Below are 12,762 nucleotides of genomic sequence, written 5' to 3' on the forward strand. Positions count from 1 at the left end.
GGATAAACCGGCTGGCTTACTGCATCAACCCTTCCATGAAACCGGCCACGCCCTGGGCCAGCCGGCGCTTCCACACCGGGCTGTCCGCTTGCTTCAGCGTGCGGTCCTCCCAGACAAAGCTCTTGATGATGGCGTTGTAGCCCAGCCAGCGCAGCGGCTCCGGCTCCCAGCCGTCCAGGCTGCCGGGCCGGCGTACCCAGGGTTGGCGGGTGAGCAGGGTGTCGCGGCCCAGAATCATGTCGGCCAGGGTACGGCCACCCAGATTGCTGGCCCCCACCCCTTCGCCGCCATAACCTCCAGCCCAGGCCACACCCTGGGCTGCATCACACACCATATGCGGTTGAAAGCGCCGTGCCACGCCCAGATTGCCACCCCAGCCGTGGCTGATACGGGCCTGCGCCAGCATGGGAAACAGTTCCAGCATCAACTGACGGCGCAGGGTGATTTCATCTGGCGTCAGGGTGAAGTCCTGGCGCAGTTTGCCGCCAAAGCGATAGCCGCCACGGGCACCAAACACCAGCCGGTTGTCGCGGGTACGCTGGCCATAACTGACCTGACGGCTGTTTTCGCTGAAGGCTTCGCCGTGGCGCAGGCCAATTTCTTCCCACAAGGCATCGGACAGCGGCTCGGTGGCAATGATCAGGCTTTGCACCGGCAGCTGGTATTGTCCATAGGGTGGCAGGGTGGTGGCATAGCCTTCCACCGCAGGCACCAGCCAGCGCGCCCTGACGCTACCGTGTGCGGTGCTCAGTTGCCCTGGCTGCAGTGCGGTGACGCGGCTGTGCTCGTACAGCTTTACCCCCATGCGCTCCACGCACTCGGCCAGACCACGCACCAGCCGCGCGGGCTGAATGGTGGCCACATGCGGCGAGTACACCGCACCATACGGCGTGGCCAGCCGCAGTTGCTGGTTCAGCTCGGCCACCTCCAGCCAGCGGTAATCCTCCTCGCCATGGCCATGTGTCCGCCAGTCAGCCAGTTGCTGACGCAGGCGGACTTCCTGCTCGGGATAGCGGGCGGCGCAATACAGCACTCCGCCCTTGCGGTAATGGCAATCGATGCCTTCTCGGGTGATGACGCGGCCTACTTCATCGGGAATGTCGTGTAACAGGGCACGGCTTTGCACCCGTGCCGCCGGGTCCAGCGTGGCCAGCAGACGGTCCTCGCCCAGCACTTCGCCAATCAGCCAGCCGCCATTGCGGCCAGAGGCACCAAAACCGGCAATCTCGGCTTCCAGCACCACGATATTCAGGTCCGGGGCCTGCTGCTTCAGGTAGTAGGCAGTCCACAGCCCGGTAAAACCGGCACCGATAATGGCCACATCGGCCTCGATATCACCCGGTAGCGCCGCACGGGGCGTCAGGCTGTCGCCCAGTTGTTCCATCCACAGGCTGATGTGTTGTGTTGCGGCCATCTGTTGTCCTCCCGACATGATGGTGCGCAGCTTAGTCTGGCCGGACAGCCTCTGTCGTCGCAGCGGACCCGCGCGGAGAACGGCGCAGCCAGGCGGCGGGCGACTGCCCGGTATGCTGGCGGAAACAGCGGTAGAACACCGACAGCGAATTGAAACCGGCGGCAAAAGCCAGTTCCTCCATGCGCGCCGTGCTGTCGGCAGCGGCCAGCTGACCCAGCAGATGCTGCAGGCGGGCCTGGTTGACGTAGCGGTAGAAACTGAGTCCCAGCACCTGATTCAGCAGATAGGACAGCTGGTTGCGGCTGTAGCCGGTCGCTGTCGCCACGGCGGCCAGGGTGCAGTCGGCCTGCAGATAGGGCTGCCGGCGGTGGAAGTAACTGTGCAGGTCTTCCGCCATGCGCCCCAGCTGTCGTGCGGACAAACCCAGCTTTTGCAGTGGGTTGCTGGCGCTGGCGGCAGCATCGCCCTGCCTGGCACCATGCTGGCTGGCATATTGCAAGGTTGCGTACTCGCGCACCTGCCAGATCAGCCCGTCACGCACGGTAATGGCCTCGCTGCTCTGGAAAGACGCCAGCCCGCCACGCAGCACCAACTGGTACTGGATGAAGGCGGTATCGCCATCCACGCGGATGCGGTCTACATGCTCCAGCCGTTCAGCCTCGCCCTGCGGCAGCGAAGCCTGCACGTAATCATGCAACTCGGCCAGCCGAAACACCCGGTTCTGCAGAAAGTCGTGATAGCTCACCTCCGGATGGTAGAGCGTCAGGATGTCTTCCAGCCGGCGTTGTTTCCATGCCAGATGATAGCGCTCCACCACCGCACGGGTATGCGCTGCCACCGCCTGTTCTGCCCGCAGGCTCATGGCTGCAAGGCTCCCGCTTCCGGGCCAAACTGCAGCGCCGCCAGCCGCGCATACAAGGGCGAGCTGTGCAGCAGTTCCTCATGCCGCCCCTGTGCCACGATGCGCCCGTCTTCCAGCACCACGATGCGGTCGGCCTCTTTCACCGTGGCCAGGCGGTGGGCAATCACCAGCGTGGTGCGATTGGCTGCGGCACGCTCCAGCGCCTGCTGTACCAGTTGTTCGGATTCGGCATCCAGCGCGCTGGTGGCCTCGTCCAGCAGCAGGATGGGCGGGTTTTTCAGGATGGCGCGGGCAATGGCGATGCGCTGGCGCTGGCCGCCGGACAAGCGCACGCCGCGCTCGCCAAGGTAAGTGGCATAGCCTTGCGGCAAGGCCAGAATAAAGTCATGCGCCGCCGCAGCACGGGCGGCGGCGAATACTTCTTCGTCGCTGGCATCTGGCCGGCCATAGCGGATGTTTTCCAGCGCGCTGCTGCCAAAAATCACCGAATCCTGCAGCACCACACCAATATGCTGGCGCAAATCGGCCAGCGCCAACTGGCGAATGTCCACCCCGCCCAGGCTGATTGCCCCCTGTTGCGGGTCGTAAAAGCGCAGTAACAGCTGGAACAGCGTGGACTTGCCCGCACCGGACGGCCCCACCAGCGCCACGTGCTCGCCGGGGGCCAGCTCCAGGTCAATGTGGCTGAGCGAGGGCTGCTCCGGGCGCGAAGGGTAAGCAAAGCCCACCTGCTGCAAGCGCAGCCGCCCTGCCGTCGGCAAGGCATGCGGGTGCTGTGGCTCGGTCACCGGCGAAGCCAGTTGCAGCAGCTCCATCAGCCGCTCGGTGGCCCCGGCGGCGCGTTGCACCTCGCCCCACACCTCGGCCACCGCGCCAATCGCCCCGGCGGTCACCACCGCGTACAGGATGAACTGCGCCAGCAGGCCGCCGCTCATCTGCCCGGCCAGCACTTGCTGCGCACCCAGCCACAATACGAACACGATGGCACCGAAAATCAGCATGATCACCGCCACCGTCAGCAGCGAGCGGGCGCGGATGCGCGCCAGCGCGGTGGCAAAGCTCAATTCCACCGAGCCGACAAAGCGGCTGGCTTCCGCCGCCTGCTGGTTGAAGGCCTGCACGGTGGGAATGGCGTTGAGCACTTCACCGGCCATGGCGCTGGAATCGGCAATGCGGTCCTGACTGGATTTGGACAGCGCCCGCACGCGGCGGCCAAACAGCACGATGGGCAGCACCACCAGCAACAGCGTCACCAGAATGTAGCCGGTGAGGCTGGGACTAGTCATGGCCAGCATCACCAGCCCGCCCAGCATCAGCAGTACATTGCGCAAGCCCATGGACAGACTGGTGCCGATTACCGTCTGCACCAGCGTGGTATCGGTGGTGAGGCGCGACAGCACTTCACCGGTCTGGGTGGTTTCGAAATACTGCGGACTCATGCTGATGACGTGGCGATACACGGCGCTACGCACGTCCGCCGTCACCCGCTCGCCCAGCCAGGACACCAGATAAAAGCGCCCGGCGGTGGCCAGCGCCAGCACCACCGCCACGCCAAACAGCATGAGGAAGTACTGGTTGATGTGACCGGCATTGCGGCTGGAAAAACCCTGGTCGATCAGCACGCGGAAGGCCATGGGCAACACCAGCGTGGAAACGGCGGCCAAGGTGAGCGCCAGCAGGGCCAGCCAGGCACGACGGCGATAAGGGCGCATGAAGGGCAGCAGCCCCAGCAAGGGGCTGATGCGTTGCAACAAGGGGCGGGCAGGCGTAGCAGAGGACATGAACAGACCGGTAGGAAAGCAAGGCTGTCAGGCTACACCATGCCACCGGCTACGGCCATTCGGGCAGGTCTGCACCTGCTACTTACAATGGCGCAGCGTCCCTGAGGCAAGGAGGCGCAACGCAGCAGCAGGGTTTTGCACACATACCCAAGGGCGGCTGACAAAATAGCGCAGCGCCCCGGGGGCAAGGCGCGCCGACGCAGACAGTACACCGCGTACGGCAAGGAGGCGCAACGCAGCAGCAGGGATTTTGCCAGCCGCGTTTATTTCAGCTTGCAGGTCTTGATGCCAAACGGCAGATACGCCGGACACCAGCCAATCAGCCCGGTGGCCAGCGGCACCACGCCAATCCAGCCCCACACCGGCAGCAGACCGGCCACGGTGGCAATGATCAGGGCAACACCAATGACAATGCGCAGGATGCGGTCGATTCCGCCTACATTCGGGGACATATTATTCTCCTCAGTCAGGGGCCATGCTGGATGGCGATGAGGAGATGCTAGACCTTGCCGCCGCCCACTTCAGTGACTAGGTCACACAGCGGGGCAAACTGGCCGCAAAAACCACAGTCGGCACTTACTTGGCAGCCAGTTGCTGCAGAGCGGTGGCATGCAGCACCTGCAACTGGCCACGACCCAGCCGTATCCAGCCGCGGCGCTCGAATTCCTTGAGCTGGCGGCTGATGACCTCGCGTGCGCTGCCCAGCTCTGCCGCCAGTTCCTGATGCGTGATGCTCAGAACAGTCTGGCCGCGAGCGCGTTGCAATAGGCAGGCGGCCAGTCGCTGGTCGATGCGACCAAAACTTACCTCTTCAATCAACAACAGCAGGTCGGCAATACGGCTGCCATAGGCGCGGAACACAAAGTCGCGGAAAGCCGCCGAGTCGGCCAATAACTGGCGGAAGGCCGGAATCGGCAGCGCCTGGGCGCAGATGGCGGTTTCGGCCACACCTTCGGCATCGTAATCGGTACCGCTCATCAGGCAGGCGGTAGTGACAATGCAGGTCTGCCCGTTTTCCACCCGGTACAGCGTGATTTCGCGGCCGTTTTCGCCCACTTTCTGTACCCGGATCTGCCCCTCCTGCAAAAACAGATAGGCCTGACAGGGGCTGCCTTCGCGGAACAGCACCGTCCCGGCCGGGGCCTGCATGACATGGCTGTGGGCCAGCAGCCGGGCGCGGCTGGCGTCGTCCAGTGCGTCCAGAATGGCAAAGTCGCGCGTCCAGTCGCTCATGCGGTCGTTTCCTGTAACAGGCCACGCGCTTGCAGTTCCTGATACACCCGTAGTGCCACCCAGGCGTCGTTGCCGGCATAAGCCTGCTGCGCCGGGCTGAGCGGCAGGCGCGACCAATTGGTGGTGGACAGTTTTTTCGATTTGCGGAAGTACTGGCCGAACAAGCGGGCTACTGCCTGTACGGCACCCACGGTGATGCGGGCATCGTCCGAGGGCAGCAGATTGCCCAGGTCGATCAGCCCGCCGCACTCCACCCCCAGCCGGCTTTTCAGCAAGGCCCGGTCGGATACCAGGTCAAACCCCACCAGCGGGCGCTGCGGGTCGGCCAGCAGGGTCTTGATTTCTTGCGGCAACACGCCCTTCACCACCGGCACCAACCAGGCGCACTGGCTGTCTGCCAACTGGATCAGATGCGGGCCGTCCGATTCCTCGCCCTTGCGAAAAGTCGGTTTCGATTCGGTATCAAAGCCCAGCAAGGGCGCAGCCAGCAAATCCGGCAGGGCGGCGGCCAGTGCCTCCGGGCTGTCCAGCATGCATACCTGCTCCGGGGTCAGCGCCGGAAACAGCGGCATGGTCTTGATTTCTTCGCGGGGGATTTGCCGGGTAAGGGACATGGATGACCTTGCATGCAGAGCGCCGCCCGGCAACAGGCCGGCGGCAAAGCTGCATGATACGGAATCCCCGGCGCTATTTCATCCTGCATGCCCGGTGGATGGTGGCTTGCCGTAGTCACTAGTCATGACCGGCACGATGGCAAACCCTGCTCCTGCGCTTGCCAGACTACGAAATTTCTTAACAAAGGAATGGAATGGACAGATCAAGCCTGGCGGCCATTGAGGCGGGCTTTTGCAGCATGGTAGCGTCGACACTCGTTGCGCCCTGCACGCAGACCGCGCCACGACACTGGCACCGATACCGGCGACGCCGATCGGCTGAATCCACCCAGCACATGATGCTGCCAAACGGACCTCTCCCAGCCATGATCAGCCTGTTTGATGACTTCAATATCGTACTGCACGCCGCTTTTGTCGGTTTCATCACCTTGTTTCCGGTGGTGGACCCGATTGGCACCGCCTTCATCGTCAACCCCTATTTCCGCCATCTGCCGCTGAAAGAACGCAAGCTGGCCATTCGCAAGATTGCCTGGTACGCCATGCTGACGGTGATTGCCGCCTTGTTCATGGGGCGCTGGATCCTGATGCTGTTCGGCCTGTCGATTCCGGTGGTGAAACTGGCCGGCGGCATCATGATTTGCAAGATGGGCTGGACATCGCTCAGCAGCACGGCCAGTAGCCAGGACAAGTCGGCCAATAGCGCGGAAACGGCAGCGGTCGATGCCGGGCAACTCAGCAGTGTGGACAATGATCTGTTCTACCCGCTGTCCTTTCCCCTTACCGTCGGGCCGGGCACCATCTCGGTGGTGCTCACCCTCAGCGCGCACAGTTACAACGAAAGCTATGTCCGCTCGGCACTGAGTACCAGCGGGTTGATCATCGGCATGGCCGCCATGAGCGTGCTGATTTACCTGTGCTATCTGAATGCCGGGCAGCTGGTGGCGCGGCTGGGTGCGGCATCGGAAAACATGATCAATCGCTTCATGGCCTTCCTGATTTTTGCCGTCGGCCTGCAAATTGCCTGGGGCGGGCTGCATACGCTGATCGGGCCTGCAACTTGAAGCATACCGACAGGGTAAACCTGGCAACCCCGCTATCCGTCAATACACCACGCAGCTCACCTTGATCTCCCCGACCGGTTACCATGCGGCAGCAAACACGGTGACCGGCTCTTCATCTGTCCTGTAACTTAGGAGGCCCCTACCATGTGCACCACCTTCATGCTGACTGACCAGCACGGCAAGGCTTATCAGGGACGTACGCTGGAATTCGGTCAGGAACTGGATTTTGTCCTGTCCTACTACCCACGTGGCACACCCTTCAACGGCCAGGTTCCGCCGGGCTTTGCCGCGACGCACTATCTGGCAAACCATGCGTTTCTCTCCATCGATCTGCGCCTGAGCGCAGAGCGCCTGCCAGCGGTTGCCGGCATCAACGACGCCGGCCTGAGCGTAAACATGAACATGTTTGGTGAAACCGCGCTGCCCACCCCGCAGCAGGACAGCAGGACCTTGATTGCCGTGTCGGAAGTGGGCAGCTGGCTGCTGGCAAACTGTGCCAATTGCGAGGAAGTGCGCCAGGCCGTCAGCCAAACCCAATTCTGGGTCGATCGCTTGCCGATCCTGGAGAACATACCGGCTCCCTTCCACTACGCCGTTTTCGACGAGCAGGCGCGCGGCCTGGTGATCGAGTTCGACCGCGGACAGGCACTGGTCCATGACAATCCGGTCGGCGTGATGACCAATGGCCCCGCGTTTGATTGGCATCTGACCAATCTGGACAACTACGCTCATGTTTCCAACCTGGGCAAACGCGAGCAACGCTTTGGCCGCCATACGGCGCGCACTGAAGACGTGGGCAATGCGCTGGCAGGCTTGCCGGCAGACGATACCTCTACCGGGCGTTTTGTGCGGGCCGCTTATTATGTGCAATTCTGCCGCACGCCACAGTCAGCGGACGAGGCCATCGCCATGGTGGCCAAAATTGCCAACAAGTTCGACCGGCCTCGCGGTGCCAGCAATCTGGTAGATGCCAGCAGCAGCAAGATAGAAGAGGAATGGACGACCTTTACCACACTGACCGACCTGAGCCGTCGCAGATTGCTGATCCGTCCGGACGATGCCGTCAACTACCTGCAACTGGCGCTGGATGACTTCAGGGACACCCATGAAGTCCGGCGGCACGATTTTGGCCCCTTCCTGCGCCAGCACATCCGCCTGAGCCAGCCACGGCTATAAGCAAGCCTGCCCATATCGTCGACTGTGGGATAGCCCATCGCCAGCCCCGTCTGCAAACCAGCCAGCGCTAAGCTTGTGGCGGCTTGAAGACAGGCAGGCGTTCCGCCAGATGGTCCACCAGCATGCGCACCTTGGGCGAGAGCTGGCGCTTGTGCGGATACAGCGCCCAGATGCCTTCGTCCGGCTCCTGATAGGCGGCCAGCAGCTCCACCAGCGCGCCGCTGTGCAGATGACTGGCCACGTAGTAATCCGGCAGTTGGACGATGCCCACCCCTTGCAGCGCGGCATGGGTCAGCGCGTGGCCGCTATTGCAGCGCAGGCTGCCCTTCACCCGCAGCAGGCGGCGCTTGCCGCCTTCCTGCAAATGCCAAAAGTCGTTGCTGCCCAGCAGGCAGTTGTGCTGCTCCAGCTCGGACAGGCTGTTGGGCAGGCCGTGGCGCTGCAAATAGGCCGGGGCGGCGCACACATGCTGACGGCGACTGGCCAGTCGCCGCGCCACCAGGCTGGATTCGGCCAGATGGCCCAGCCGGATGGCCAGGTCATAGCCTTCGGCCACCAGGTCCAGCACCTGATTGCTGAGGTTGAGCTGAATCTCCAGCGCCGGGTATTGCTGCAGAAAGTCGGTAATCAGCGGGGCAATATGGCTTTCGCCGTAGGCCACCGGTGCGGTGAGCTTGAGCCGGCCCTGCGGCACCGCCTGATGCAAGGACAGCGCGCGTTCGGCCTCGTCCAGCCCGTCCAGCAACTGACGGCAATGCTGCAGGTATAGCTGGCCGCTTTCGGTCAGCGTCAACTGCCGGGTGGTGCGGTACAGCAGTTGCACATGCAGGCGCTGTTCCAGCCGGGTGACTTCGCGGCTGACCTGCGCCACCGACAGGTCCAGCGCCCGTGCGGCACGGGTAAAGCTGCCCAGTTCGGCCACGCTGACGAATTCGCTTACCCCTTGCCATGCCGCCATTATTACTCCTGAGAAAAAATCATTTACCGATTAGGCAGATTATCTGCAAAAACAGTCGCAATACAATGGCGCTTTACTGCTGCCAGCCAGCATCCCTACTCAACCGCCCCGCAAAACGCCACATGCATGCCGTTGCGGGGCGGCATATCCCGTCAGGAGATCGCCATGAGTCAAGACATCATCAAGTGCAAGGCCGCTGTAGCCTGGGCCGCCGGTCAACCGCTGTCCATCGAGGAAGTGGAAGTCGCCCCGCCCAAGGCGGGTGAAGTACGGGTGAAACTGGTGGCCACCGGGGTGTGCCATACCGATGCCTACACCCTGTCCGGTGCCGACCCGGAAGGCATCTTCCCCTGCATCCTGGGCCATGAAGGCGGCGGCATTGTGGAGTCGGTGGGCGAAGGCGTCACCAGCGTGGCGGTGGGTGACCATGTGATTCCGCTGTACACGCCGGAGTGCGGCGAGTGCAAGTTCTGCAAATCCGGCAAGACCAATCTGTGCCAGAAAATCCGCGCCACCCAGGGCAAGGGGCTGATGCCGGACGGCACCACGCGCTTCTCCAAGGACGGCCAGCCCATCTACCACTACATGGGCACCTCCACCTTTGCCGAATACACCGTGCTGCCGGAAATCTCGCTGGCCAAGGTAAACAAGGCCGCGCCGCTGGAAGAAGTGTGCCTGCTGGGTTGTGGCGTCACCACCGGCATGGGCGCGGTGGTGAACACCGCCAAGGTGAAGGCCGGCGATACCGTGGCCATCTTCGGCCTGGGCGGCATCGGCCTGTCGGCCATCATCGGCGCGCGCATGGCCGGGGCCAGCCGCATCATCGGCATCGACATCAACGAGAGCAAGTTCGAACTGGCGAAAAAACTGGGTGCCACCGACTGCATCAACCCCACGCTGTTCGACAAGCCGATTCAGGACGTGATCGTGGAAATGACCGATGGCGGCGTGGACTTCTCCTTCGAGTGCATCGGCAACGTCAATGTAATGCGCTCGGCGCTGGAATGCTGCCACAAGGGCTGGGGCGAGTCGGTCATCATCGGCGTGGCCGGTGCCGGTCAGGAAATCTCCACCCGTCCCTTCCAGCTGGTGACCGGCCGGGTATGGCGCGGTTCGGCCTTTGGCGGCGTGCGTGGCCGTTCCGAACTGCCCACCTATGTGGAACGCTATCTGAAGGGTGAATTCCGCCTGGACGACTTCATCACCCACACCATGCCGCTGGAAGAAGTGAATACCGCCTTCGAGCTGATGCATGAGGGCAAGAGCATTCGTTCCGTCATTCATTACGGCAAGAACTAAGCGCTGTGCTGCCGGGCCGCAACTGTTGCTGGCCCGGCGTGTTCCCGGGAGACAGAAATGAATCTGGAAAACATCAGCAGCACCATGTGCTTTGGCGGCTGGCACAAGCAATACCTGCACGATTCGGCGGTACTGGGCTGCCGCATGCGCTTTGCCATCTACCTGCCGCCACAGGCAGCCCGTGGCGATAAGGTACCGGTGCTGTACTGGCTGTCCGGCCTGACCTGCAGCGATGAAAATTTCATGCAGAAAGCTGGCGCGCAGCGTATTGCCGCCGAGTTGGGTATCGCCATCGTGGCCCCGGACACCAGCCCGCGCGGCGAGGGCGTGGCGGACGATGCGGCCTACGATCTGGGCCAGGGGGCGGGCTTTTACCTCAATGCCACCCAGGCACCGTGGAACCGCCATTACCGGATGTACGACTATGTCAGCTGCGAACTGCCGGCGCTGATTGAAGCGCATTTCCCGGTCAGTCAACGCCGTGCCATTGCCGGCCATTCCATGGGAGGCCACGGTGCGCTGATCTGCGCGCTCAAGCGGCCGCAGGATTATGTATCGGTATCGGCCTTCAGCCCGATTGCCAACCCGGTGAATGTACCGTGGGGGCAAAAAGCCTTTGCCGCCTATCTGGGTGAAGACCGTCAGCAATGGCTGCAGTGGGATGCCTGCCACTTACTGGGTCAGGTACAACAGATCCCGCCACTGCGGGTGGATATCGGTCTGGCCGATGGTTTTCTGGCAGAACAGCTCAAGCCGGAGGCGCTGGAACAGGCCGCCCGTGCCGGCGGCCATGCGCTGCAGTTGTTCCGCCACCCCGGTTATGACCACAGCTATTACTTCATTGCCAGCTTTATCGAGGAACAGCTGCGCTTTCATGCCGGGCATCTGGCTGGCTAAATCTGCTGGAGATGCAAAAACAGCCGGGATACCCGGCTGTTTTGCTTGCTGCCATCACTCGGTCAGATACCAGCGGCCTGCCGCTGTTCCTTGCGGGTAACCAGGCTGACCAGCACAAAGCTGAGCACGCTCACGGCCAGGCTCAGATAGATGGGCACGTTGGAATCCAGCCCATAGCTGATCATGGCCATGATGGCGGTGCCACAGCCCAGCACCATGCTGCTGATGGCCCCCGGTGTAGTGGCTCGCGGCCAGAAAATCGCCCCGAGCAAAGGCACCAGCATACCAGCCACCAGCAGGTTGTAAGCCAGGGTCAGTGCGGTAATAACATCACTCACCAGCATGGCCAGTGCCAACACCAGGACACCAACCAGCAGGGTGACAATGCGGTTGGTCCACAGGCTGCAACCATCACGACCACTGAGGTCTTCGGTCAGCGTGGTGGACGCCGCCAGCAAGGCCGCACTGGCCGTAGACATCATCGCCGCCAGCGCGGCAGCAATCACCAGTCCGCGCACCCCGTCCGGCAAGCCTTCTTTCACCATGGAGGCAAAGGCATTGCCCGGCACCGCCAGGTCCGGCAGCAATACCTTGGTGGCCATGCCGATGGCTGCGCAAATCAGGCCGTACACGATGCAGTAAATCCCGGCGATACTGCCGGCATAGCGCGCCACGCCCTCACTGCGCGCAGTGAATACACGCTGCCAGATGTCCTGGCCGATCAGGATGCCAAAGAAGTAGATGACAAAGTAGGTGATGATGGTTTCACCGCCGATGGCAGTAAAGCTGAAGTAGGACGCCGGCAGCTTGGCCGCCAGTTGCTCCCAGCCGCCCACCCGGTATAGGCAGATAGGCAGCAGGATGAACATCAGGCCGATGGTCTTGATCAGGAACTGCACGATGTCAGTCAGCGTCAGCGACCACATGCCGCCCACGGCGGAGTACACCACCACCACGCCGCCGCCAATCAGTACCGCCAGCCAGAACGGCAGGGTAAACAGCACCTGCATCACGGAGGCAATGGCCAGCACCGAGGTTACGCTGAGCATCACCGCATACATCAGCATGACCAGTGCACTGGTGCGGCGTGCCACGGTGTTGTAGCGGCGCTCCAGCACCTGGGTAACGGTAAACACTTTCAGCCTGAGCAGGGGTTTGGCCAGAAACAGGTTCAATACCAGGATGCCGCACCCCAGCGCCGCACACAGCCAGAAACCAGAAATACCGTACAGGTAGCCCAGTTTGACCGTACCGACGGTGGAGGCACCGCCCAGCACGGTAGCGGCCATGGTCGCCATGTAAAAGCCCGGTCCCAGGTTACGACCTGCCACCAGAAATTCCTCCCGGCTGGTGGCGCGGCGCATGCCCAGCCAGCCCAGCAATAACATGCCGCCGATGTAAACGAACACGACGAAGATATCGAGTCCCATATTTGTCTCCTGCAGTCTGACTATGAGCAATCAACGG

The 12,762-nt window shown here is 62.5% G+C and carries 12 protein-coding genes; 4 read left to right on the forward strand and 8 right to left on the reverse strand.

Going from position 1 to position 12,762, the window contains the following annotated elements; translation table 11 throughout:
- Window positions 1–16 precede the first annotated feature (16 nt).
- From QVF59_RS10220 to QVF59_RS10245, 6 genes are all read right to left on the reverse strand, one after another.
- A complete protein-coding gene (locus QVF59_RS10220; RefSeq protein WP_287879445.1) occupies window positions 17–1,414 on the reverse strand; it encodes an NAD(P)/FAD-dependent oxidoreductase in 1,398 nt (465 codons plus the stop codon).
- A gap of 31 nt (window positions 1,415–1,445) precedes the next feature.
- Window positions 1,446–2,276 carry an AraC family transcriptional regulator gene (locus tag QVF59_RS10225; protein WP_287879448.1) on the reverse strand — a complete coding sequence of 277 codons (831 nt, stop codon included), beginning with the start codon at window positions 2,274–2,276 and terminating at the stop codon, window positions 1,446–1,448.
- On the reverse strand, window positions 2,273–4,057 hold the full coding sequence (locus QVF59_RS10230; protein ID WP_287879451.1) for an ABC transporter transmembrane domain-containing protein: 1,785 nt from the start codon (window positions 4,055–4,057) through the stop codon (window positions 2,273–2,275). The genes QVF59_RS10225 and QVF59_RS10230 overlap by 4 nt, the downstream gene beginning before the upstream one ends.
- 263 nt (window positions 4,058–4,320) lie before the next feature.
- On the reverse strand, window positions 4,321–4,509 hold the full coding sequence (locus QVF59_RS10235) for a YgaP family membrane protein (protein WP_159880412.1): 189 nt from the start codon (window positions 4,507–4,509) through the stop codon (window positions 4,321–4,323).
- 124 nt (window positions 4,510–4,633) lie between these two features.
- Window positions 4,634–5,290 carry a Crp/Fnr family transcriptional regulator gene (locus QVF59_RS10240; protein WP_287879486.1) on the reverse strand — a complete coding sequence of 219 codons (657 nt, stop codon included), beginning with the start codon at window positions 5,288–5,290 and terminating at the stop codon, window positions 4,634–4,636.
- Entirely contained in the window at window positions 5,287–5,904 is a 618-nt protein-coding gene (locus QVF59_RS10245; protein ID WP_159880414.1) for a 3'-5' exonuclease, read from the reverse strand. Before QVF59_RS10245 ends, QVF59_RS10240 begins: the two co-directional genes overlap by 4 nt.
- Before the next feature lie 365 nt (window positions 5,905–6,269).
- On the opposite strand from QVF59_RS10245, the gene QVF59_RS10250 reads away from it, so the two are divergent.
- Both QVF59_RS10250 and QVF59_RS10255 read left to right on the forward strand, forming a co-directional pair.
- Window positions 6,270–6,965, forward strand: coding sequence for a MarC family protein (locus tag QVF59_RS10250; RefSeq protein WP_287879488.1), 696 nt, complete (start codon window positions 6,270–6,272; stop codon window positions 6,963–6,965).
- Between the two features lie 144 nt (window positions 6,966–7,109).
- The gene (locus QVF59_RS10255) at window positions 7,110–8,141 is read left to right on the forward strand and encodes a linear amide C-N hydrolase (protein WP_287879490.1); all 1,032 of its coding nucleotides are present in this window, start codon (window positions 7,110–7,112) and stop codon (window positions 8,139–8,141) included.
- Between the two features lie 67 nt (window positions 8,142–8,208).
- Here QVF59_RS10255 and QVF59_RS10260 read toward each other — a convergent pair whose 3' ends face one another.
- Window positions 8,209–9,099, reverse strand: a complete 891-nt coding sequence (locus tag QVF59_RS10260; RefSeq protein ID WP_287879491.1) for a LysR substrate-binding domain-containing protein — start codon at window positions 9,097–9,099, stop codon at window positions 8,209–8,211.
- Between the two features lie 165 nt (window positions 9,100–9,264).
- On the opposite strand from QVF59_RS10260, the gene QVF59_RS10265 reads away from it, so the two are divergent.
- Both QVF59_RS10265 and fghA read left to right on the forward strand, forming a co-directional pair.
- Window positions 9,265–10,398 (forward strand): S-(hydroxymethyl)glutathione dehydrogenase/class III alcohol dehydrogenase, encoded by a 1,134-nt coding sequence (locus tag QVF59_RS10265; RefSeq protein WP_159880418.1) that lies wholly within the window; start codon window positions 9,265–9,267, stop codon window positions 10,396–10,398.
- A gap of 63 nt (window positions 10,399–10,461) precedes the next feature.
- Window positions 10,462–11,295 (forward strand): S-formylglutathione hydrolase, encoded by an 834-nt coding sequence (gene fghA / locus QVF59_RS10270; RefSeq protein ID WP_420837528.1) that lies wholly within the window; start codon window positions 10,462–10,464, stop codon window positions 11,293–11,295.
- A gap of 62 nt (window positions 11,296–11,357) precedes the next feature.
- Here the strand turns inward: fghA and QVF59_RS10275 are convergent, their stop codons facing one another.
- Window positions 11,358–12,725, reverse strand: coding sequence for a sodium:solute symporter family protein (locus QVF59_RS10275; protein ID WP_159880420.1), 1,368 nt, complete (start codon window positions 12,723–12,725; stop codon window positions 11,358–11,360).
- Between the last annotated feature and the right edge of the window lie 37 nt (window positions 12,726–12,762).

It is taken from the genome of Aquitalea sp., assembly GCF_030150775.1.
In the GTDB taxonomy this organism is placed as follows: domain Bacteria; phylum Pseudomonadota; class Gammaproteobacteria; order Burkholderiales; family Chromobacteriaceae; genus Aquitalea; species Aquitalea denitrificans.

Bases quoted from the DNA above. Each gene is read 5' to 3' on its own strand.
- QVF59_RS10265 (WP_159880418.1), top strand. From the start codon at position 9,265: ATGAGTCAAGACATCATCAAGTGCAAGGCCGCTGTAGCCTGGGCCGCC.
- QVF59_RS10275 (WP_159880420.1), bottom strand. From the start codon at position 12,725: ATGGGACTCGATATCTTCGTCGTGTTCGTTTACATCGGCGGCATGTTA.
- QVF59_RS10240 (WP_287879486.1), bottom strand. From the start codon at position 5,290: ATGAGCGACTGGACGCGCGACTTTGCCATTCTGGACGCACTGGACGAC.
- QVF59_RS10225 (WP_287879448.1), bottom strand. From the start codon at position 2,276: ATGAGCCTGCGGGCAGAACAGGCGGTGGCAGCGCATACCCGTGCGGTG.
- QVF59_RS10230 (WP_287879451.1), bottom strand. From the start codon at position 4,057: ATGTCCTCTGCTACGCCTGCCCGCCCCTTGTTGCAACGCATCAGCCCC.
- QVF59_RS10260 (WP_287879491.1), bottom strand. From the start codon at position 9,099: ATGGCGGCATGGCAAGGGGTAAGCGAATTCGTCAGCGTGGCCGAACTG.
- QVF59_RS10220 (WP_287879445.1), bottom strand. From the start codon at position 1,414: ATGGCCGCAACACAACACATCAGCCTGTGGATGGAACAACTGGGCGAC.
- QVF59_RS10255 (WP_287879490.1), top strand. From the start codon at position 7,110: ATGTGCACCACCTTCATGCTGACTGACCAGCACGGCAAGGCTTATCAG.
- QVF59_RS10245 (WP_159880414.1), bottom strand. From the start codon at position 5,904: ATGTCCCTTACCCGGCAAATCCCCCGCGAAGAAATCAAGACCATGCCG.
- QVF59_RS10235 (WP_159880412.1), bottom strand. From the start codon at position 4,509: ATGTCCCCGAATGTAGGCGGAATCGACCGCATCCTGCGCATTGTCATT.
- QVF59_RS10250 (WP_287879488.1), top strand. From the start codon at position 6,270: ATGATCAGCCTGTTTGATGACTTCAATATCGTACTGCACGCCGCTTTT.